This window comes from Pseudarcicella hirudinis (assembly GCF_900115665.1).
Classification (GTDB): Bacteria; Bacteroidota; Bacteroidia; order Cytophagales; family Spirosomataceae; genus Pseudarcicella; species Pseudarcicella hirudinis.
Window position 1 is genome coordinate 77,779 of the sequence record NZ_FOXH01000004.1, and the last position, 23,837, is coordinate 101,615.

Here is a 23,837-nt window from a genome sequence, read left to right on the forward strand (position 1 = left end):
CCTATGTGCCCTATCTTCCTATGTGGTTACAATATTGATACCCTTACCACAAAATCATCTCACAAATTATAACATACCCCCCTATGTGTCCTATGTTCCTATGTGGTTACAAAAAAAGGCGATATTCTTATTCAGAAACCGCCTTTTCAACTATTTGGAATATTCAGAAAATAATTTTCAATGCTAAAAATTCATCACTTTTTTAGTTTATTTCTCAGTATCAACATATTAACCCGTTCTTTGGCCCACAATGCCTTCAATTTTTCAGGAACCGGAGTAGGTGAATAGGTAAAAGAGCCCAGCAAAATATCCGAATCTCCATCTTTATCAATATCTCCGATATCCATAGTAAGCCATCTGCCTAAATTGGCTTCCTTGCAGGTTGATGCTTCAAATTTCAAATCGCCTTTATTTTCAAGAAGCACAAAACTTCTGTGCGGGTTAACCTCAAAATCCGGGAAAAATGAAGTTGCAGCAATATCATAATCACCATCCTGATCTAAATCTGCTGCCATAGCCTTGAATGCCCCGGGCATCGGATAAAACCATGCTTCTTTAAAATCATTTTTACCATTATTCAGGAACAACCTGACTCCATGATATTTCTTAATGGTATAGCTGTAGTCTGCATTATCACCATTGGCATATAAAATATCCGGAAAGCCATCCTTATTAAAATCAACCAGTTCAAAATAACTCGAACCGTAGACCGGAGGGAATCTCAACAATATTTTCTGCTCAAATTTTCCTCTTCCTTTATTCTCAAAATAGAAAATACCTTCATTTCCCTGGGCCATCAGCACTAAAATATCCGGTCTGTTGTCATGGTTTAAGTCCGTTACTTTCACATTTCTCGCTCCCGGTAATTCTATCAGAACATGTTCACGCATCGGTTTTCCGTTTTTCATGTCAAACCATGAAAATTTTCCGGTAAAATAGCCATACTGACAAACAATCAAATCATCTTCACCGTCTCCGGAAAGGTCGCTGTAGGTAATTTCAACAGGCCTCCCCAGGTTTTTGACTATCGTTGCGGTATCACTTTTACCGGCTCTGTGTACTTTTCCTACTCTCAGGTCAGATGGTTTCATGATCCCCATTGTTAATACCTGGGCCTGGTTCTTACTATTCCATACGTAATCTGAGGGGGTACTTTCAAAAAACAGGGAATCTTTAACATTTCCGGTCTGATCAAGCTGAAATAATCCGCCACCTACTTCTCCGATAAAAAAGGAACCGGTATGCGGGTCATATTTTGTCATGCTGACAAACGATTGTTTGTTTCTATGAAAAGGCAGAATTTCTGCCGAAAACCCGGATAATTTTGTACCTACTTTGGGCTCTGTATTATGTAAAATTTTCGGCCCAGCATTATTTACATAATATTTCACAATTTCTTTCCATTGCCTGGCCGTCATCAGTGCCCGGTCTGGAAATACCCGCCCTCTGATCAGCGCATCAATTTCTGAAGGAGAAAAACTGGCAAAAGGATTATTTTGTTCTCCCTGCGTTCCCAGAAACTCAGCCATTTTGGGCAATACTCCATATTTCCATGAAACGCTATCCAGTGAAGAAGGTTCAGGAAAAAGGTGGCAACTGCTGCAATATCCGCGAGCCAGTACTTCTCCGTCAACCAGCGTTGAATCGGCAGAGAATGTAACGGTTTCAGAAAGGTTTTGAGCAGAATTTTGAGAGGTTTTACTACAGGAAACGATACCAATTAAAGTAAATAAAATTAAAATTCGGGTTAAATACATTTTAGGAGTTTTCAATGTTTACCTCGCAAGATACAAAAAAACGATTCTTGGCTATATAAACTACAGCAAGAATAAATCGGAATTTTCCTGATTTTACTAAGAATATTTACAAAATGAGGCTTTTCAGAACCCCTCCGGTACAATCATCAGATATTATTCAGGAAAATGTAAAAGACAAAAGACCTGTTCTCTCTCTTTTTCCCGGAAACTATTGTTCAAAAATATCGGCAATTCTCTTTTTGGAATACCCCGGGGCTGTAGTCATTCCTTTACCCCCGATTCCTGTGGCGATATAGATTTTATTCTCAATCTGATGCTCGAAGATTCCACCATCAGAAGTCTGGGCATAATAACCTGCCCAATAATTTTGAATCCTCCAGTCAGGTAATTTCATCATTCTGCGGGCCTCTTTCAAAATCAGGTCATTGATATGCATCTCGATTCCGAAATCAAAATTTGCACTCTCATTTACCGGAGCATATTCATGCGAGTCTCCTACAATGATTGAACCGTCCAGAGCCTGTTTAAAAAGTATATGTATGCCCCATTCCTGATATAGTTTCTGCCATTCAGGTGTGGTTAACAAAGCATAAGAAGGACAGGATTTAAAACTGTCATAACGACGGATGCTTAATCCCGAAAGAATATTGCCTTCAAGTTTCAGTCCTTTTTGCGGAAAGGTTGACATCATATTCAGCTTACTGATTTTCATGCCGCTTTCATTGAACAATTCCGGAAACAGGATTTTCATATCACGGCCATTGCAAATCGCTATTTTCTCTGCATGGAACTGTTTTCCATCAGCACAGTGTATGATACAAATGCCATTTCTGACCTCACAATTAATAGCTGTGGTATTATTCAGATAAGTCAGGTCAAAATCATGAATCAGCATTTCCCTTACCCTATGCACCATTGTTCTTGGTTCTACCGAAACTTCCTCAGAAAAATACAGTCCTCCTTTATAGTAATCATTGTTCAGTAAAGAATGTCTTTCATAACATGCTTTTCTATTGAGTAACTGGGCAGGATAATTCCTGATTTTGAACAGCTCTCTTGCCTCCTCCAGCAATTGCATTTCATTATCATCAGAAGCATAATAATAAGACCCTTTTTGTCTGGCTGTAATATCGGTTTTGGCCTGAATTTCCTTATAAATTGCCAGAGACGTTCTGCCATATTCGAACCAGGTATCCAAAGCCTGACCAGATGGCACAACCTGTCCGAAGTTTCTGACGGTTGCCTCCATTGGTTGAGAGTCTTTTTCAATTAATAGTACTTTTTTCCCTTGATTTAGTGCATGAAAGGCATGGAAAGTGCCCAAATTTCCAGCTCCAACTACAATTAGGTCAAATTTTATCATGGGTTATCTTTGCATTTCAACGCTTCTTTACGCTGAAACAGAATGTATTATGAATGGTATTAAATAATTTCAGGTAAACAATCCGCTCCTGCTCACTCCCACATCTCACCTCTATGGATTTTAGAATAAGAACCTCATTTTAGATAATTTCAATGGTTCTTCTATTCTTGGCTTGGTATTACTTTCAAGATTGGCGATAATGTCTTTCAGCTCAAGTACATTATTGAGCAGGCCATCATTTCTGTGGATGCTTAATTGCTGACGGGAATGTGTTCCGTTAGTTACGCCTAAAGACATCAGCACTCCTGCTCTGATACCCGATTTCAGGTCTGAAGGTGTATCTCCGATATTGATGACATGCTGAGGATCGCTCACTTTCAGAATATTCATGGCTTTTTCAATCATTTGAGGCTCCGGGCGGCCTTTTGCTACTTCATCTGAAGCAATAGACAAGTCGATGACAGAATCGCCGGAAATACTCAGATAATTTTCATTCAGCCCCTGAAGCCAGCCCAATTTACCCAGAATAATATTAACCACTTTCCGGTAAAAACCTGTAGTAAGAGCTATTCTGATTTTTTGTTCTTTCAGGAAATCAAACATTTCCAGACAGCCTTCGGTAGGGAGAATATCCGTTTCCTGGTAATAGGTTTCAAGAACATGGCAAAAATAGTCGTAGGAAACCTCGATCATTTCCTTGAGCTCAGGGTGATTTTCACCCAGCATTTCAGTCCAGAGTAACTGAAAAACATACTTTTTTGAATACCCCTGAAGTGCCAGAATCCTTTCATCAGATACTTTTAATCCGGTAAATTCAGAGGCAACCTTAAAGCACTTTTCTACTTCATGCTGATCCTTGATGGTAGTACCAGCCATGTCAAAGATAACTAATTGAATAGGAGACATTTTCAACAATATTTTTTGAGTGGAAATAATCTAAAAAACCTCTTCAAAGTTAGAGGGTAATGTTTTAAGAGTGTGTTAACTGTATATGAACTTTCAGTAAAGGTTTAATTACCAGCCCTTTTATCAGGCTTTTGGATTGTATTATTGTTCCAAATTTCCAATAATGACAAGGTTAAAAACATATCTCCACGGGCTGTCGGGCTTTGCTTTGACAATTTTTCTGGCTCTGACTTCTTTTTCAACTTACTTCTGCATGTACGCTTTTCGTAAACCTTTTACGGCAGGTACATTTGAGGGAGTAAGCCTTTGGGGTATTGATTACAAAATCATTCTGGTAATTGCGCAAATCATGGGTTATGCCACAGCCAAAGGGCTGGGTATCAAGGTTGTTTCAGAGGTTACACCTGACAAAAGAGCCAAATACATTTTGTGTATGATTGGTTACTCTGAACTGGCGCTACTTTTATTTGCCCTTGTTCCTGCTCCGGATAACTGGATGTTTATGTACCTGAATGGTCTGGGACTGGGAATGATTTATGGCCTGGTTTTCAGTTATCTTGAAGGCAGACAAATTACTGAAGTCCTGGGAGCCGGTCTTGCTGTGAGTTTCATTGTTTCTTCCGGCCTTGTAAAAACTGTGGGGCGCTGGGTAGTGGTTGACTTAAAAATCAATGAATACTGGATGCCTTTTATGACGGGGCTGATGTTTCTGCCTTTGTTAGTTATCTCGGTCTGGTTAATGAATAATGCACCCAAACCTACCCCCGAAGACATCGCTCTGAGAACGCCAAGAATTCCGATGTCAGGAAAGAGAAGGGTTAGATTCGTCCGGAAATACGGTTTTGGTCTGGTTTCTCTTATTCTGATCTATGTATTGATGACGGTTTTCCGTGACATCAGAGATAACTTCAGTGTTGAAATCTGGAAAGAATTAGGCGTAAATGATGCCACTATATTTTCTTCTACTGAAGCAATTATTGGTCTTGCTATTAGTTTACTGGCAGGCCTGGTGTTTTTTGTCAAAAATCACCAGACTGCTTTCTGGTTAAATCATGCTTTCCTGATTGTCGGTAGTATCCTGATTGTAGGGTCAACCGTCTGTTTTGAAAGACAGATTCTCAGTGCTTTCTGGTGGACTGTATTGATGGGTCTGGGCATTTATCTGGCTTATGTTCCTTTTAACGGAATGTTATTTGAAAGACTTATCGCCGTACTTCATGAAAAAGCCAACGTCGGATTTCTGTTTTACATCGCAGATTTCAGTGGTTATATGGGGAGTGTGGTTATCTTGCTGATTAAGAATTTCAGTTCTGATCATTCATTTTCATGGTTGGGCTTACTGATTGATCTGGCTCATATCCTGCCATTTATTTCAGTAATTCTTGCCGGGATTTCGCTGTTTTATTTCAGCAATAAATTAGGTCAGAAACCAACTTTACCCAACTCCTCTTTATTTGCTCAGGTTCGTTCCAGAAGAAATTCCTGGCCGCTATCAAGGGTTTAAGCCTGACAGCCACGTAGTAGGACTTGCAACCACATAGGAACATAGAGCACATAGGCATTTCATCTCTGCAACCACATAGGAGCATAGGTCACATAGGGTTATGTAATCAAATAGAAGTGTTGGGTACACAGGAATAGAGGATAAGGGTTCGTTATTTTGTTTTTATTTTTTATTTCCGGTTCTTGTTTTCTTCGTATATGCTTCTTCTTATGTTATTCTTCTGAGGTCTTTCTTCGCACCTCTCATCTCATGTGTTCAAAATCTTATCTTTTGCGCATTTATTTCACAAATCCTTAATTTATCATTAAAGTACTGTTTATATTATAAGTGTACTTTTGCGATCGAATTAAGGGTTTTGTTTAGGAATACTAAAATTTCAACCATCTTAAGCTTGATACTATTCCTCAAACCTTCATTGCTTACAAGCTAAATAAATGACTCTGAAAATCAAACAGTCAAACGATCAACCGTCAGTTTTAAAGTCGGATGTAAAAGCATCCGCAGGATTTAAATTTCATTTTCACTAATCAAAAATCATGAAAAAACTACTACTAAACTTTCAGAAAAACTTCACGTGGTTTATGACTTCGATGTTCATATCCATGTTGACAATCTGTCCGGGTACGTACATTTTTGCACAAAACACTTCCATTTCAGGTAAAGTAATTGCGGTAGAGGATAACTCTCCTATGCCGGGTGTTTCTGTTCGTATTAAAGGTTCTGATCGCGGAACCACTACTAATGCAGACGGAACCTATAAAATTTCTGCCAGCGAAAAGGCTGTTCTTCAGTTTTCATTCATTGGTTATTCTGTACACGAAGTAACTGTTGGTTCTAAATCAGTTATCAATGTGGTACTTAGTCCGGAATCTAAACAAATCGAAGAAGTTGTTGTAACTGCTCTTGGTATTTCCAAAGAAAAAAGAAGCCTTACCAACGCTATTCAGGCTGTAAAAGGTGAAGATCTGATTAAGGCCCGTGAACCTAACCCGATCAACTCATTGGCGGGAAGAGTAGCTGGTTTGACTATCGGTGCTTCTGCCGAATTATTAGGTCGCCCGAACGTAGTGCTGAGAGGTAACACTGAAGTTCTTTATGTAGTAGACGGGGTACCTATCAACTCAGATACCTGGAATATTTCTGCGGATGATATTGAAACATATTCTGTACTTAAAGGAGCTAATGCTGCTGCGCTTTATGGTTTCAGAGGAAAAAACGGAGCAATTCTTATTACTACCAAAAGAGGTTCCAAAGACAAAAGAGGTTTCTCTGTAGAGTTTAACTCTTCAACGATGGTTGAACATGGTTTCAATGCAATTCCTAAAGTACAGGATTTATATGGCCCTGGTGACCACGGTATCTACGAATTCGTTGATGGTCGCGGAGGAGGAAAAAATGATGGTGACTATGATATCTGGGGACCAAAATTTGATCCGAGCGGAAACACTAAAATCGCACAATATGACAGCCCTATTGATCCTGCAACCGGAAAACGCATTCCAACACCATGGACTGCAAGAGGAGCAAACAATTTAACCCGTTTCCTTCGTGACGGTGTTTTAGCGAACAATAACATTGCCATTTCAAGCAGTAATGATAAAGCTGATATCCGTTTCTCTTTATCTCATAACTATCAGAAAGGGATTGTTCCTAATACACAGTTAAATATTACGAATTTTAACATTTCAACGAAATACCGCTTCTCTCCGAAATTGACATTTGATGCCAATCTTAATTATAACCGTCAGTCAACCCCGAATATCCCTGACGTAAACTATGGCCCTAACTCATTAATCTATAACATGGTAATCTGGGGTGGCGCAGACTGGAACGTAGATGATATGCGCAACTACTGGCAAGCCGGAAAAGAAGGTGTTCAACAAATTTATGCTGAATATCAGCGTTACAACAACCCATATTTCGTAGCATACGAATGGTTGAGAAGTCATTACAAAAATGATATTTACGGTTACGCTTCGCTTGATTACAAAATCAACAACAACTTTAGCGTAATGGGTCGTACTTCAGTAACCACTTATGACATCTTCCGTTCTGAAAAATTCCCTTATTCTGCTACAGTATATGGCCGTGAAGAAGCAAAAGGTGACTACAGAGAAGATAAACGTACTTTATTTGAAAACAATACTGATATCTTACTTAAATACGATCAGAAGTTTGACAATAAATTTGATGTGAAAGTTTGGGCCGGTGCTAACATTCGTAGCTTCAAATACAATTCAAGTTATGTATTGACAGATTACCTGAACACCCCTGGTGTATATACTTTCTCTAACTCACTGAGACCAATTAAAGCATTCAGTTACGTTTCGGATATGGAAGTACAAAGTGGATACTATTCTGCCGATTTATCGTATAAAGGTTTACTGACGGTATCTACTACAGGTCGTATTGACCACTTGTCAACCCTTCCTAAAGGAAACAATACATTCTTCTATCCATCTTTTGGTTTAAGTACAATTGTTAATGACTATGTGAAATTACCGGAGGCTATTTCTATGTTAAAAGCACGTGTATCTTATGCTAACGTAAAAGATGGCTTAACCCGTTCTACAATCGGTACCAACCCAAGCGGTACTTATCCTCTGGGTTATGGTTCAGAATATAACTCTTCTTACGACGGCCCTAACTATGCAAACTCTGTAGGTTATTCGATTTCACCATCATACGACAACCTTCCGGGTGCAACATATTCAGACAAAATCAATAACCCTGCGCTTAAGCCAAATACTTCAGAGCAGATTGAAGCCGGTGTGGAGCTGAGCTTATTGAAAAACCGTTTTACTGCTGATGTTACTTATTTTACTTCTAATGACGGCCCGAGAATCTTTAACCGTGATCTTTCTCAGACAACAGGTTATACTTCTGCTATCGTAAACGGTATTAAAACTCAGAAATCCGGTTGGGAGGTTACTTTGAAAGGAAACATTTTAAAACAAAAAGGTTTCAACTGGGATATGCAGGTTAACTGGTCAACTTTCCAGGAAACACTTAAGGAGGTTTATAACGAAAACGGTGATAAAATCGACAAATTACCTTCAAACTACTTCGTATCAGGTAATTTAAATACTCAGTTTATCAATATTGGTGACAGAATTGACAAGGTTTATCTGGCTACTTTCCAAAGAACTGCTGACGGACAAATCATCAATGATGCAGGTGGACGTCCGATCGTAAATACTAAAGGTTCGTTTGTAGGAAATTCTAATCCGGACTGGGTTTGGGGTATTAATAACAAATTCTCATACAAAAACTGGTCTTTAAGTGTTTCATTTGACGGACGTGTTGGCGGTGTGATTGAAGATTATATTCTAAAACAAACTTTCCGTGGCGGACGTAACATTGAAACAGTTCAGGGAGCTTTAGGTGCTGCACGTGAGTTAGATGTTCAAGGTATCAAATCTTATATCGGAGAAGGTGTAATGATCACTGACGGATCACCTACCTATGATGCACAGACCGGATTAATCACCAACTATTCTTCTTTGAAATTTGCGCCGAATACTATCAAAACTTATGCGCAGGATTATATCAGTCGTTACAACGGTACTTCAGAAGGTAACCTGATGAGCAAAACTTTCTCAAAATTGCGTGAAATCACTATCGGATATTCAATTCCACAAAAAGTTCTTGCGAAATCTTTCATCAGAAACGCTTCAATTTCTTTGGTAGGACGTAATTTATTCTACTTCATTGACAGCAAACACAGTGGTGTGGATATGGATCAGTTTACCGGAATGAGCGCAAGTACTTCATTGCAGACACCTACCATGAAACGCTATGGTGTAAACATCAATATTGTTTTTTAATCCGGAAAAATTATCCTGATGAGCAAATGCTAATGTATTGTGAGGATGGCTCATCAATCTTAAAACCGAAAAAAATTAATCGAAGCATCATGAAAAATATCATATCTTATTTTAAAAAATCATCTTTAGGACTGAGAGCGGTGGCATCTCTCATGACTATTTCTCTTATGACTGGTTGTAATGATTACCAGACATTGGAGCAAAACCCAAACTTGCCTACTTCAGTTCCTTCTTCTATCATTTTAAGAGATGCTCTTAAGAAAATGAATGATGAGGCATGGAACGATATAATGCGTTACAATCAGTTTTACTGCTCAAATTATAACTATTATTCGACCAACGAATATTCATGGGGTAATGCAACTTTGCCGTTTACTACCTTGAAAAACGTTATCAAAATGGAAGAAGAGGCGAAGAAAAGTGGTGCAAAAGACCTTAACCCCTACTCCGCTTTAGGTAAATTTCTTCGTGCATATTATTACACAAACATGACTTTGAGAGTAGGAGATCTTCCTGTGAAAGATGCCTTGCAAGGTCTGACAGTAGATAAGCCTAAATACGATACACAAAAAGATGTTTTCGTTCAGGTACTTAAATGGCTTGAAGATTCAAACAGTGACCTTACACAATTGATTGCTTCAGGAAATAAAACCCTTGACGGTGATATCTATTATGCAAATGACCTTCGTAAATGGCAGAAAGCTGTTAATACTTTCAGATTGCGTGTTCTGATCCATTTAAGTAAAAAAGCAGACGATACTGATTTGAAAGTGAAACAGGATTTTGCCAATGTACTTAACAACCCTTCGAAATATCCGTTGATGGGCGATTTGTCTGAAAGTCTTCAGTTTGTCTGGGGTACTAATAACAAATATCCGCGTAACCCTGATAACCTCGGGAATAATGCAACCCGTGAAAATATGTCCAAAACTTATCTGGATTTATTGAAAAACTTCAAAGACCCACGTCTTTTTGTGGTAGCTGAACCTGCAGAAGCTCAATTGGCAAAAGGCTTAAAAGCAACTGATTTCGATGCTTATGTAGGAGCCAGCTCCGGTGAAGATTTAGCAGATATGTCTTCAAAAGCAGGTAAAGGTGAATATTCTTTCCAAAGCCGTAAACGTTACTACAGCTCATATACCGGAGAAAATACTTTCATTGTAAGTTATCCTGAATTATGTTTCAACATTGCAGAAGCTATTAATCAGGGCTGGGTTTCGGGAAATGCGCAAACATGGTATGAACAAGGTATCAAAGCTTCTATGTCATTCTATGGCATTACAGATGCTACGGCATATCTTGCTCAGAGTAATGTAAAATATGCAGGAAATACTGCGGCAGGTCTTAACCAGATCCTTAGCCAGAAATACATCGCTTTCTTCCAGAATTCAGGATATGAAGCCTATTTCAACTGGCGCAGAACAGGTGTTCCTACATTCCTGGTTGGCCCTGGTACTGCAAACGGAACAAAAATTCCTTTGAGATACCAATATCCAAGTTCGGAATTATCAACGAACCAGGTTAATGTCACGGATGCTATTACACGTCAGTTTAGCGGAAGCGATAACATCAATGCCATTATGTGGATTATTAAATAACAATATGATTACCTTACCGCCGGGGTTCCGGCGGTTTTTTTCTTTATATTCAACTATTTAAACCTTAAGAATTAAGAAAATGTCTATCATCGAATCTATGCTTGAAAAAAGAGTTGAAGCTATCTTTGGGCTTTACGAATCTTACGGAGACACTGAGTATATCGGTGAACCAGTCTCAGTATTAGAACACAGTATTCAAAGTGCTCAGCTTGCCCAGCAAGGAGGGTACGATGATGACGTTATTTTAGCAGCATTTTTCCATGACATCGGCCATCTGCTTCCGATCGGAATGGACGAGGATATGAGGGGATTCGGGCACCGCTCACATGAGAGAGTCGGAGCAAACTATATCATCCAGAATGGCTTTTCTCAAAAAATTGCAGACCTGATTCTCAATCACGTTCAGGCCAAAAGATACCTTACTTTTACTAATCCTGAATATTTTGCAAAGCTTTCTGAAGCCAGCAAGGAAACACTGAAATTTCAGGGAGGACCTATGACGCTGCAGGAGGCCCGTTCTTTTGAAAGAAATTCCTTATTTCAATTGAGTTTACAAATGAGAGAGTGGGATGAAATGGCTAAGCTTACCGATCAGACGATTCCTTCACTGGAAGAGCTTAAAGAAATGTCGGTAAAACATTTATTGAGTTATCACGGACATCAAAACTACCTGATTTTTGAATAAAGCCAGGTATATACCTCCAAACATGAAAAAAGCCTTATTTACTTTAATTCTTGCCTTTATCCTTTTTACAGGATTCGGACAGGAACAACGCAAAACTGAAAACGTATTTCTTATTACTACCGATGGTTTCCGCTGGAAGGAAGTTTTCGGAGGAATTGACTCAACCCTTCTTAATGACGGGCAATACACCAAAGATGCCAAGTCTTTGAAACAAAAATACTGGTCTGACACCCTTGAACTGAGAAGAAGCAAATTACTTCCGTTTTTCTGGAAAACCATCGCTTCCAAAGGACAGCTGCATGGAAACAGAGATTTGGGAAGTTTAGTCAATGTAACGAATCAGCAATGGTTTTCATACCCGGGTTACAATGAAATTCTTGCCGGCTTCTCAGATGATGAAAAGATCAATTCCAATGATAAAATTGATAACCCCAATACAACAGTACTGGAATTTCTTAACCAGCAAAAAGAGCTGAAGGGTAGAATTGCAGCCTTTTCCACCTGGGATTGTTTCCCGTTTATTATTAATGAAAAACGTACAGGTATTCCTGTAAACTCAGGCAAAGAACTGGTAGAAGGAAAACTTAGTCCGAAAGAAGAATTACTGAATGAAATTCAGACGCAGGTACCTAATCAGATTGCTGACCGACATGATTTTGTTACCTATCATCTGGCCAAAGAATATGTAAAAAACAAACACCCTAAAGTACTTTTCCTGGCATTTGATGAAACAGATGATTATGCTCATGCCGGTAATTATGAGGGCTATTTACAGGCAGCACAGAACTTCGACACTTTTCTGAAAGATCTCTGGGATTTGGTACAGTCTGATCCTCAATATAAAGACAAAACTACCTTTATCATCACCAGTGACCACGGCAGAGGAATCAAACCTAAGTCGAAATGGACGGATCATGGCTATAAAACAGCTTATTCAGATCAGATATGGTTTGCCACGATGGGTCCTGACACCAAAGCTTTAGGAGAAATCAAAACCAGCGAGCAATTATATCAGAATCAGATTGCAAAAACTTTAGCAGCATTTTTAGGCTTCGATTATAAAAGCAATAAAACAGTCGGAGATAAAATCGAACTTGTTTTAAAGAAATAACAGTAGAAATCAATCATTTAAAAGTCGTTTTGTTCATCCCTGAGAGAGACAAAACGACTTTTGTTTTTATGCTTGTATAAAAGTATTCAAATGAAGGCAGGGGAAAATAGAGCTACAGGCAAAGGCTAAAATTCTCCTGCTCCATGGTCCGTGACTCACGGATCACTTGCCTCCTTTATACTCTGTGTGCCACAGAGCATGGACTAAGAATTACAGACAAAAGCTAAAATCCTCCTGCTCCGTGGTCCGTGACTCACGGACTACTTGCCTCTCCTTTATACTCTGTGTGCCACAGAGCATGGACTAAGAATTACAGACAAAAGCTAAAATCCTCTTCTTATTTTTTTAATTGCCACTTACATCTGTAAGATAATGGCGTTGTTCCGTTGAAACGCTTAAACATTCGATTAAAAAAAGACTGACTTCCATAACCCGACTCATAAGCAATAGTTTCTATACTTTTATCGGTATGAGCCAATAATTTACAGGCATGAGCAAGGCGATACTCATTTAATGCCTCTTTAAAGGTTTTTTGTGTATGCTTTTGAAAAAAGCGGCAAAATGAAGAATTCGTAAAATGGAGGAATTGCGCTATATCCTGGCTACGAATATCTTCCGTGAAATGTTCAGCTATGAAATTAAAAACTTTATCAATCCGCTCAATACTCGTTGATGGGATATGCGTGTTCAACGTCGCTTCTACGCTCTTATAGTTTTCTTTTGACAAAAGGTGTAAAATTTCAAAAAAAAACAATAGCTGCTCTACTGATTGAGCGTTAAAAAGTCTTTCAAAATGCTTATGAAAAAAATGATGTTCTTCCTGCAGTACTAAAATTATCCCCTGCTTAGATGCCTTTAACATTTGCTCGATTTTATCAAATTCAGGAAAGAGGACTGAAATATTATCCAGTTTCTCAGGCAAAACCTGAACAAGATATTCCTCATATATTTCATTTTCAAATCCAAAATCAAAACACCGATGTGGAATATTGGAGTGCAATAAGATAATAACGCCATTATCATATGGCTTAACTACGTTGGAAATATAGAGTTTCCCTTTTCCTCTTGGTATATAAACTAATTCAATCTCCGGATGAAAATGCCAGGATAATTTTAAACATGGTGATTTTGCACGTAAATGTTTTAACAGTAATGAGCTTCCATAATTAGTAGATATAATCTCCAATGTCATTTTTTTATCCTTCATTTCCATATTGTTTTTTACAATATACAATATTAAGACAATTTAGTACTAAATATGGAAAATCTGATTAAAGGTATTTCTTATCACACAAGCTTATTTTGCATTCACATCAGCACCGTGCCTCACGGATCACTTGCTTTACCTTTATGCTCTGTGTGCCACAGAACATGGATTAAAGAGCGTGGATTAAGGGTATCATTTCATCATATTTTATTTGATTGTAACAAGTTTAATGATTGAATTAAAATTTAAAAATACCAATAAATGGAAAGAAGACAGTTTTTAAAATCATTAGGTGTTGGAGCAGCAACTATAGGAACTATCAATTTGTATGCCGCACCCCAAAAAGTTAAATCGTTAGGATTACAATTATTTTCTGTTCGGGAATTTGTTGCAAAAGATCTGGAAGGTACCTTAGAAAAGGTGGCTTCACTTGGCTACAGAGAATTAGAAATATATGGATATAATGGGACTTTTTTCGGAAAAACACCTGCTGAGTTTAAAACGATTCTTAAAAATACAGGGGTAAAAGTAGTAAGCTCGCATCATGCAGCAGGCATTGGTAATAAATCAAAAGGTTCGTTAACGGATGGTTGGGAGAAAGCTGTGGAAGACTTAGATAATATTGGTGCCAGATACATGGTTTGTCCTTATTTATTTCCCAAAGAACAAACCCATGAAACTTATGCTTTACTGCCGGATTTGCTGAGTAAATCCGGTGAAGTAACAAAATCAGCCGGTATTCAGTTTGCCTATCATAACCACGATTTTGAATTTAAAAATTACAATGATTCTACACTTGTTTTTGACCATATCATTACGAATACATCTCCTGATCTGGTTAAAATTGAGTTGGATTTATATTGGATTATAAAAGCAGGATACGACCCAATTAAGTATTTTGAAAAATATCCGGGAAGATTTCCGCTCTGGCATGTAAAAGATATGGAAGCAGGTAGCAAAAACATAACTGAGGTAGGAAATGGTACAATCGATTTTGATAAAATTTTTGCAGCCCGCAAAATAGCAGGTCTGGAGAAATGGTTTGTAGAACAAGATGTAACCAAAGGCAATATGTTTGAAAGTATCAAATCGAGCCACGATTACTTATCAAAAAAGAAATTCAAATAAAAATATTCAGAATCTTCATATTAATCCCGAAATGAAAAAAGTAATATTATCCCTTTTCTTTACAGCAAGCACTTTCTGTGTATTATCGCAAAGCAGCACTTTGGTAAATCAACTATCAGCCAAAGAAAAGAAAGAGGGCTGGAAGTTATTGTTTGATGGAAGAACAAGCAAAGGCTGGCATTTATACAATAAAGGAAAAACTGCCTCTGCCTGGGTGGTTAAAAACGGAGAATTAAAATGTGATGCGACTATTCCGGATGTAGAAAGAGAAGATTTAGTCACTGATAAGGAGTTTGAAAATTTTGATTTAAAGTTTGAATGGAAGATTTCAAAAGAAGGCAATAGCGGTGTTTTTATTAATGTTGTTGAGAGAGAAGATATTCCAAAGGCCTGGGCTTCCGGTCCTGAATATCAATTGCTGGAAAAATCCCATCATGATTACGCATTCAGTGCAAAAAAGCGTCCGGGCTGTTTGTACGGATTTTATGAGCAAAAAAATCCCGCTCCCGATAAACCAGTCGGGCAATGGAATCAATCGGAAATTAAACAGGTAAATGGAAAGATTGAATTTTATTTGAATGGCATTCTTACCGCCTCGGAGGACCTAAACAGCGAAAATTGGAAAACCATGGTAGCAAATTCTGGTTTCAAGACTTTCCCTGAATTCGGAAAACACACCAAAGGTCTCATTTCTTTACAAGATTGGTCAAAAGGTATTTCATTCCGAAATATTAAAATCAAGGAACTGTAAATGTTAATACCTTCTCCAAGGCAAGGAAAAATATTAAATGTAGAGGGCTTATTGCAGCGTTACGATTTTCCTTCACCGTGATCCGTGGCTCACGGGCCACTGCCTTTATGCTCTGTGTGCCACAGAACATGGATTAAGATTAAAAAAACAATGTTTTTGCAGAAGGTATTTACTCAGGTTTTTGCATCGGATCATTGATGTCCGTCTCTCCTTTCGTCAGGATCCGTTCGCTTAATTTCTGAATCAATTCCATCTGGGCTTTTTGCAGATCGAACATTCCGGGAAGCTGTTCTGTCATAAGTAAATCTATTTTCTCTTGCAGATGTCTTACTTCAATTTCTGATTTCAGGTTAATAAGATAATCACTTTCAGCTCTTTTGCGGTCTTTTTCCTCTTTTCGGTTCTGACTCATCATAATTACCGGAGCTTGCAAAGCAGCCACACAGGAAAGCATTAAATTCAGCAAAATATAAGGATAAGGATCAAAATGGTGCTTTATAATCCCGATTGTATTGATGAATATCCAGACGATTAGTACTGCTGTAAAGGAAATGATAAATTTCCAGCTCCCGCCAAAATCTGCGACTTTATCTGCTACCTTGTCTCCGATTGAGTCTGATACCTCGTACAATTGATACAATTCATCAGCAAGTACATCTTTCTCATTAATTGCTTTGGTTACAATTGTATTCAATTTTTTAATCTGATCATCCTGCGCTTTTGAAAGCTCTGCAATAATTTCCGTTGCCTGCATAGATTTATATATTAACTGAAGATTTTAAATTATTAATTTTATTTACTCAGGAATTTCAATTTACATGAAATTTCAATCGGAAAGAATCATGCCAGTCTTAAAAGCAGCTTTATTTCAAACAAAATCCCCGCAAGCTAATTCGGATTGAATTATCCCGCGGGGATCTTTAACATTCGGAAACGATATTAATTTTCCACTCCTGCCAGTACCAGATTATCCGTTTTAAAATATACGTTCTCAAATCTGAGTAACAATCTTCTAAAAAGTTCCTGCAATGAAATGCCTTCATTTTTGGCAATATAAGGAAGAAAACTATTGGCATCCAGGTTTGGCATCGTATTGATATCAAGTATATAAATCTTCCCGTCCGACAAACGGATATCAGTCCGCGACATTCCTCTGAGATTTAAAACCTTATGCAATTTTAACACCGTTTGCTTCATTTCCTCGCAAAGCTGCTTATCCAATTCCGGATTCAGCACCTTTTCTGTTGTACCGTATTTTTGTCCGGCGATGTACACTTCACGGTCATCGTCCGGCTTGATTTCAAGCGGTGTCAGACAAATGTATTCCTGCGCTTCTTCATCCGGAATAATACCTACGGTAAATTCACGGCCGGTCAGATAAGGCTGAATTACCAGATCTTCCTGTTCCATCAGCAATTCATAAGGAATATTTTCCTTTTCAAATACATGCATATTCTGATGCAAACTACCAAAACGTGGTTTGGCAATGAAGCGTTGCGCCTCATGATTTGCCAGTTCGCCGAGTGGAATGATAGCAGGGGTATATGCTCCGATGCGCTTACATAATGCAGGCAGTTCTACTTTGTCTTTCGCCATTTTCTGTGATTCATACAAACTTGCCGTATGCTGAATCTCCTTACTTTCAAGCCATTGGCTGATTTCATGTTGTCCATATTCTCCAAACCCGTAACAAACATTAAAAACAATATCGAACTGACGGAGGAAGTTGGCAAATTCCTCTGTAAATCCTACAAAATGTGTAACGTATGGATAGTAGTTTTCAGGCGTTGATTGTAAAAATGAGGCTATTGTGCGTCCAAAAATATTCTCCTTCCAGGGAGTAAAAGTAGAATCTGAATAAAGATAAATTAACCTTTTGGCAGTCATTGATTGTTGATTTAACGGATTAGTGTTTTTGTCTTAAATCCATCACATTTCCCGGGCTGATTCCTTGTTTGAAGTGCTGGATTTTAATGTGCATTATCCCTCTAAACTACTGCAAAAGATTAATTGCGCAATCATGATTCAGATTAAGAATTCATTAACAAAAACAAAAGCCAAAGAGGACTCTCTCTGGCTTTGGAAAACACTATAAGCTCCACTGTTTTGTGAATTTGTAACCACATAGGAACATAGGTCTTTGCTCCTGGAAATATCTTTGTAACCACATAGGAACATAGCGCGCATTGGTGTCTTTGCTCCTGGAAATATCTTTGCAACCACATTGAAACATAGCGCACATTGGTGTCTTTGCTCCTGGAAATATCTTTGCAACCACATAGGAACATAGGACACATAGGTGTCTTTGCTCCTGGAAATATCTTTGTAACCATATAGGAACATAGGACACATAGGGTTTGTTCTTGCCTATCCTGCTTCTTTAATCCTGTTCTGTAAATTTTCAAAAACTGACTCACTATGAGCGAGTCAGTTTAGTATTTACGACAAAAGCTAATCTTTGATATTCTGTTGGCAATATTGTATTTGATCAGTCAAAATCTTGTAAAAATCATGATTCACCCCGCTATATTCCTTTTTTTTTACGATTCAAAATTAGTCCTTAATTACCATCGGAGCAGTTAAGGAATTGTTATGGTATCTTTAAAGAATCGGGATATTTTTCAGATTTGAGGAATCAGTTGAATCTCCATCAATTTCATTAATTCCCCCTTTTTTATTTCAAGCGGAATCATTTTCAATTCATGATCTCCTGCCGATAATTTTACAATGCCTGATTCTTTGTTTACCACTTCAAAATTCTTCTGACTAGGGGAAGTACTTCCTTCCAGTTTAAAATCCTTATCTTCCAGGATAAACCGGCCCTCACTTTCCGGTGAAATACTGTATTTTAGAATAAGCTTGAAAGTTCCTGCTTCATTCAACCTGAATGGCCAGCTTAGCGACTGACTGGTATTTTTCCAGTTTTCTACATCATAACGGGTGGCTTTGCCATCGCCAAACTTCAAATCTTTACCGTGCTGAACTGCATCAAATGCCAGTAAACGATTCGGAATTCTGGCAGAAAGAAGTCTGGAACCTGCTGTTTCTACCGGCTTTTTCACCTCCAGCACAATGACTGTATTGATCGTATCAGGGCAATTCACTGGCAGCAAAATACTCAAATCCGTTTCATTAATTTTCTTGATTTTCAGGGCCTTTTTTGTTTTATCCATTAACAGATAGGCTTTAACAGGTTTGGTTTTCAAACCTCCCAGGACTAGCTGTCTGTCTGCCGGATAGTCAAAAACATGTAAAAACTCTCTGGAATCCTTTGAAGTAATCACTCCCCAGCTTTGCAAAGGCAAATCTGAGGACTTTGACCCATAGATACTTTCTCCGTTAACAGACATCCATTTTCCGATTCCGTTCAGAATATTCAGGTCTTTGACATCAAATTTACCATTTCCCATCGGACCGATGTTCATCAATAAGTTTCCTCCTTTTGAAGCGGCTTTTGCCATCAGTTTTATGAAAAAGCTGACAGGTTTATGGCTGTCATCAAATTTATGATAACCGTATGATTCATTGGTAGTCGGAATTGCCTCCCAGGCTTCTTTTACCGGATAAAATTCAGCAGGACGGTCAGATGTATTTCTGTAATCTCCAAACATCAGATCAGCCGTTCCGGCAAGTCTGCCATTCACCACTACATTCTGATCGGTTTCCCTGATTGCTTTCAGAATTCTGATGTTTTCAGATAGTGGCAATTTAGAAGGGGTATCAAACCACAAAATATCCGGATGATATTTCTGAATCAGTTCCTTAATCTGGGGAATGGCTTTATCATTCACGTATTTTACAGCTTTAGGCAACAATTCAGGATGCAGGTCATACCAGTTAACTCCACCATACAAACCCAGATCTCCACCTGGGTTCCGATATTCCCAATCGTTTCCGGGTGCATCAGGATACTCCCAATCAAAAGCATGAGAGTAATAAAAGCCGAATTTCATCCCATTCTTATGACAGGCATCTGCCAGTTCTTTCATCGGATCCCGTTTGAAAGGGGTTTGCTGAATGATATTGAAATCAGAAATTTTTGAGTCATACATCGCAAAACCATCATGATGTTTTGAAGTAATGATAAAATATTTCATTCCGGCATTTTTGGCAGTTTTTATCCATTCTTCCGCATTAAAATCAACAGGATTAAACTGTGAAGCCAGACTCAGGTAATCTTTTCTGCTTATTTTCTCTTTCCGCATCAAATGCTCTGCATAGCCTGAAACCTTATTCCCTTTCCACTCTCCTGCCGGAAGAGAATAAATACCCCAATGAACAAACATTCCAAATTTAGCCTCCTCCCACCATTCTATTCTTTTTTGATGTGTTTTCATGGAGGCAGTCCACCAACCATTTACAGCCTCATCGATGGCTTTCTGATTCCGGTCTTTTCCTTTGTTAAACATTTCCTTTTCCTCATCTCCATTTTGTGCAGAAAGGTTAAAACTTACCACCAGAAGCAAGAAGAAACAGATTGATTTTGAGAAGATTTTCATAGAAATTGAGAAGATTAAACATTTAGAGAAATTACTATTTCAATGGCACAACCATATTCCAGGATTTTGTCGCATTGTTAAATCCACCGGGACCATCCATGGTAGCAAAAAACAAATGCGTTGGTTTTCCGTTCTGAATCAAAACAAAAGGCCGTTCTAATTGCCCCATTGTCTGCGTTTTACCATCGGACCATTTCAGTGTTTTTGAGTAAGATTTAGGGTTTTTATCCAGCTTCCAGGAAAGCCCGTCGGTTGAATGCGCCAACAAACCAGCATGTTTTTCACCCGTTATTCCACCTCTCTGATCTTTGGCTATCAGATGGAAACCTTTTTTATCCTTCCAGATAAAAGGGTCTTCCACTTCCCCAATCTGGTCTTTTCCAAAAACAGGAGCCTGGTTTACAACCGTGTAAGGTCCTGAAAAATGAGGTGCTTTAGCCACGCCAATTGACATATCTCCATGAAAAGGATATGTTTTCTTATAAGCTCTTGACTTAAAAACCAGTAATACACTACCATCTTCATTGATCCAGGGAGCAGGATTTGAAGTCAGAAAGCTGTAATAGGTATCTGATCTGGTATCAAGAACAGGTGCATCTCTTCTTTCCCAGGGGCCATAAGGGCTTTTAGAAGTAGCGATACCAATCCGCTTGTTTGACCGGGCCACAGTGGTATAGGGAGAGTCAAGTGTAAGGGTATCAGGATTGGAAATATCTGCAAAAGGGTGTGTAGAACCCATATAAAACAAAATATAAGTATCCTTGTATTTCGTAATCCGGGGATTATGTGTGGAACGGCCGTCCCAGTATTCTGCACCCCGGGCGGGCAAAGTCACTTCGCTAAACTGATAAGGACCTTCCGCCGTTTTGGAAGTAGCATGAACTATTTCCGAAGCGACAAGCCAACCCGGATGGAAAGGCAATTTTTTAGGCCATCTGGAAACGAACATATGAAACAGTCCATCTTCACCTTTTACGACAGAACTACCCCAAACCCAGTAATCTTCCATCTGAAAACCTCCGCCGACAGGCGCTTCTTTCATTTGGTCTGTAAACATATGAACGTCCTGTCCGAAAGAAACATTAATTCCGATTTCAAGACATAAAAAGAGACAGATACACAGAGACTTAATCATAATCATTAAACGTTTTGAGGATTGGGTTTGGTTACCCTTCTAAACCTCAAAAGCAAATCATGATCTATTAATACTCTAAGCAAAAAGGAAGAATTATAGAGAAAAGAGCCTGCTTTCTGTACAGAAAGAAGCATTTTATTCTCACGAAAACGTTTACATCGTAATATTTGGTGTATTTATTATACCTTGATTTTTTCAGAAATTTTATAAATATCCAAAGCGACTTTCTGGATATTTATGAATTGTTCGGGAATAAGAATGGCTCCTTCTTCTTCAAAATCATATTGATGTCTGATTTTTATTAACCTGATATTTTCCGGCTCAACCTGCTCATCGTGTTCTAATACTTTAATGGCTTCTTCCAGTAAATGTTCTGTATTTTCAGCAATCAATTTCAGTTCTTCCAGATCAGGAATACTATCAAAATGCTCCTTGGCATATAATACCAGCGTGGCAATATAAGAAGACAGTAAATGATTTAATACCGAGAATTTATGCACTTCCTTGATACTGTTCTGTTTACTTTTAGGCTCTGAAAACATCCTCTGAAAAGCGGAAGCGAGGTTGGCACTTTTTACGAAAACATCTTTTCTCGCCATTTTATAAGGCGTTCTCTCATAAGCATTTCCAAAGTAAAGCCCTGAAACCTGTCTGTAATAATTGAGATTGGCACTCAGCATTTCGGTAAGGACACTCCTCAGCTTTTCATGCTCCCAATTAGGCAGAAGGAAATAATTGGCAATAAACGCAATCCCTCCTCCGATTAAGGTATCATATACTCTTTCTATCAGAATTGCCCTGCTTCCCATTCCCAGAAAATCATAGAGAATCAGGATAAAAGGAGTCATAAACAATACACTTACAATATAATATTTACGCTGAAAGCTATAGGCTCCCAACATACAAAACAGCAAAATAGCGAAAAGAGCCTGCTTATCTTCCACCCATTTCAAAATCAGCATTCCTACTACTGCTCCGGCTACCGTTCCGATCAGACGGTGATAATTCCGTTCCTTAGTCAGGCTGAAACCAGGCTTCATAATCACCATAATTGTCAGCAAAATCCAGTTACTGTGCAAAAAAGGATATGATTGTGCAATGATAAAACCCAGCAGCATAACAATTCCGACTCTCATGGAATGTCTGAAAATCTGAGAGCTTAAACTTAAATTCTCCTTGAACAGCTTTACATCATAGTCCTGGTGAGTAATAAACGGAGAGGTTTCCAGCTCATTTTTGCCAAGTAACCGCTGTTTTCTAACTTTAAAACTGCCTTTGATTTTCTTAATTCTGACGAAAATATTCTCAATATTAACCTCAATATTTTTCAGGGCTCCGATACTGATCGGGGAATATTTTTCAGCATCAGGACCATTTTCAAGATCACTGATGGCTTGTTTTAATTCCTGGATTTTTCGGGGAAGATTGGGAGAAATATGCGGGATTGTTCCTACCTTCAGCGCATATCCCGTATCTTCCAGCTGATGCGCCAGCTGGAGAAGTATGGCTTCATATTTTTTCAGAATCCCTGCTTCATCAAATTGTTCGTGCAGGTTTTTATAATTGTAAAATGTTGACATGATTTGTTCAAACAAGTCTACCATATCCACAAAAACCAGGAGCAGAAATCTTCCCTCCTGAGTAGATTCTCTGACAATTTCACGACTTTTGAAAAGCATTTCTCTCACCGCATCCTGCTTTTCATTTACAACAATCTGGGCTTCAATCAGTTTATTAAAATTATCTTCATATGAAATCTGGTCGCCATAAAATCCGGCTTTAATTCTCATAAACCTGGCAACCTCCACAATACTGTCACCCAAGGACTGCTGAGCCAGTCTGTATGGCATAATTTCATACAGTGAAAGACTTAATGCCGTGTACCAAAGTCCACCGGCCAGAATGCTGAGTGAATAGAGAAATATGTCAAGAATAGGTCTTACATCACCAATTCCCAGTGTCATTACCAGTAAGGCCGCCGTACCAACAGAAGCTGCTCTTGCGCCATAGACATAAAACATGGAAAACAAAAAGCTGAAACCTACAATCAGAATACCAAGAATATAAGGTGACCAGTTTCCTAGACCGATTAAGAGGGAAACTACAGAAACCAGGGAGGTAGAGATAAGCATAGCATTTCTTCTATGCAAAATAGGCCCGGGCGTATCAGGAACACTGGCACAAACCGCTCCCAGGGATATCGTTATACCAACATTGAGTAAGTTGAACTTGAAAAGAATCAAACTGGGCAGCAATACCCCAAAGGTTATACGAAGCCCATCACCAAAATAAGGGCTAAGAACAAAGTTCTTAATCTCACTGGTGGTTCTTTGCGGACTTACCTGCATTACTTTCATTGGGCGTTT

General features: G+C 38.5%; 16 protein-coding genes. 7 read left to right on the forward strand and 9 right to left on the reverse strand.

The window, feature by feature from the left end:
- Nucleotides 1–194: 194 nt before the first annotated feature.
- The 3 genes from BM179_RS08440 to BM179_RS08450 form a co-directional block, all read right to left on the reverse strand.
- On the reverse strand, nucleotides 195–1,757 hold the full coding sequence (locus BM179_RS08440) for an FG-GAP repeat domain-containing protein (protein WP_092015236.1): 1,563 nt from the start codon (nucleotides 1,755–1,757) through the stop codon (nucleotides 195–197).
- Nucleotides 1,758–1,965: 208 nt separating this feature from the next.
- On the reverse strand, nucleotides 1,966–3,120 hold the full coding sequence (locus BM179_RS08445) for a TIGR03364 family FAD-dependent oxidoreductase (RefSeq protein WP_092015239.1): 1,155 nt from the start codon (nucleotides 3,118–3,120) through the stop codon (nucleotides 1,966–1,968).
- Between the two features lie 120 nt (nucleotides 3,121–3,240).
- Entirely contained in the window at nucleotides 3,241–4,026 is a 786-nt protein-coding gene (locus BM179_RS08450) for an HAD family hydrolase (protein WP_092015242.1), read from the reverse strand.
- A gap of 163 nt (nucleotides 4,027–4,189) precedes the next feature.
- On the opposite strand from BM179_RS08450, the gene BM179_RS08455 reads away from it, so the two are divergent.
- The 5 genes from BM179_RS08455 to BM179_RS08475 all read left to right on the forward strand — a co-directional run bounded on the left by BM179_RS08455 (nucleotide 4,190) and on the right by BM179_RS08475 (nucleotide 12,751).
- Entirely contained in the window at nucleotides 4,190–5,530 is a 1,341-nt protein-coding gene (locus BM179_RS08455; RefSeq protein ID WP_092015244.1) for a DUF5690 family protein, read from the forward strand.
- Nucleotides 5,531–6,066: 536 nt separating this feature from the next.
- Entirely contained in the window at nucleotides 6,067–9,357 is a 3,291-nt protein-coding gene (locus BM179_RS08460) for a SusC/RagA family TonB-linked outer membrane protein (protein WP_229632925.1), read from the forward strand.
- An 89-nt stretch (nucleotides 9,358–9,446) separates the two neighbouring features.
- Nucleotides 9,447–10,955 (forward strand): SusD/RagB family nutrient-binding outer membrane lipoprotein, encoded by a 1,509-nt coding sequence (locus BM179_RS08465; protein ID WP_229632926.1) that lies wholly within the window; start codon nucleotides 9,447–9,449, stop codon nucleotides 10,953–10,955.
- Nucleotides 10,956–11,034: 79 nt separating this feature from the next.
- Nucleotides 11,035–11,640 (forward strand): HD domain-containing protein, encoded by a 606-nt coding sequence (locus BM179_RS08470; protein WP_092015250.1) that lies wholly within the window; start codon nucleotides 11,035–11,037, stop codon nucleotides 11,638–11,640.
- Nucleotides 11,641–11,662: 22 nt separating this feature from the next.
- Nucleotides 11,663–12,751, forward strand: a complete 1,089-nt coding sequence (locus tag BM179_RS08475; protein WP_092015253.1) for an alkaline phosphatase family protein — start codon at nucleotides 11,663–11,665, stop codon at nucleotides 12,749–12,751.
- A 337-nt stretch (nucleotides 12,752–13,088) separates the two neighbouring features.
- On the opposite strand, the gene BM179_RS08480 is transcribed toward BM179_RS08475, so the two are convergent.
- Nucleotides 13,089–13,958: a helix-turn-helix domain-containing protein gene (locus BM179_RS08480; RefSeq protein ID WP_177219339.1), complete on the reverse strand. Its 870-nt coding sequence runs from the start codon at nucleotides 13,956–13,958 to the stop codon at nucleotides 13,089–13,091.
- Nucleotides 13,959–14,219: 261 nt separating this feature from the next.
- Here BM179_RS08480 and BM179_RS08485 point away from each other — a divergent pair, with 261 nt between their 5' ends.
- Nucleotides 14,220–15,086, forward strand: coding sequence for a sugar phosphate isomerase/epimerase family protein (locus tag BM179_RS08485; RefSeq protein ID WP_092015258.1), 867 nt, complete (start codon nucleotides 14,220–14,222; stop codon nucleotides 15,084–15,086).
- 31 nt (nucleotides 15,087–15,117) lie between these two features.
- Complete coding sequence (locus BM179_RS08490; RefSeq protein ID WP_092016160.1) at nucleotides 15,118–15,837, forward strand: 3-keto-disaccharide hydrolase; 720 nt, start codon at nucleotides 15,118–15,120, stop codon at nucleotides 15,835–15,837.
- A gap of 169 nt (nucleotides 15,838–16,006) precedes the next feature.
- Here BM179_RS08490 and BM179_RS08495 read toward each other — a convergent pair whose 3' ends face one another.
- From BM179_RS08495 to BM179_RS08515, 5 genes are all read right to left on the reverse strand, one after another.
- On the reverse strand, nucleotides 16,007–16,591 hold the full coding sequence (locus BM179_RS08495) for a DUF1003 domain-containing protein (protein WP_092015261.1): 585 nt from the start codon (nucleotides 16,589–16,591) through the stop codon (nucleotides 16,007–16,009).
- A gap of 185 nt (nucleotides 16,592–16,776) precedes the next feature.
- Entirely contained in the window at nucleotides 16,777–17,724 is a 948-nt protein-coding gene (locus tag BM179_RS08500; protein ID WP_092015264.1) for an ATP-grasp domain-containing protein, read from the reverse strand.
- Between the two features lie 734 nt (nucleotides 17,725–18,458).
- Nucleotides 18,459–20,336, reverse strand: a complete 1,878-nt coding sequence (locus BM179_RS08505) for an alpha-L-fucosidase (RefSeq protein ID WP_092015267.1) — start codon at nucleotides 20,334–20,336, stop codon at nucleotides 18,459–18,461.
- Between the two features lie 34 nt (nucleotides 20,337–20,370).
- On the reverse strand, nucleotides 20,371–21,471 hold the full coding sequence (locus BM179_RS08510) for a glycoside hydrolase family protein (protein WP_218159187.1): 1,101 nt from the start codon (nucleotides 21,469–21,471) through the stop codon (nucleotides 20,371–20,373).
- A 179-nt stretch (nucleotides 21,472–21,650) separates the two neighbouring features.
- The gene (locus tag BM179_RS08515; RefSeq protein ID WP_092015270.1) at nucleotides 21,651–23,828 is read right to left on the reverse strand and encodes an FUSC family protein; all 2,178 of its coding nucleotides are present in this window, start codon (nucleotides 23,826–23,828) and stop codon (nucleotides 21,651–21,653) included.
- Nucleotides 23,829–23,837: the final 9 nt, after the last annotated feature.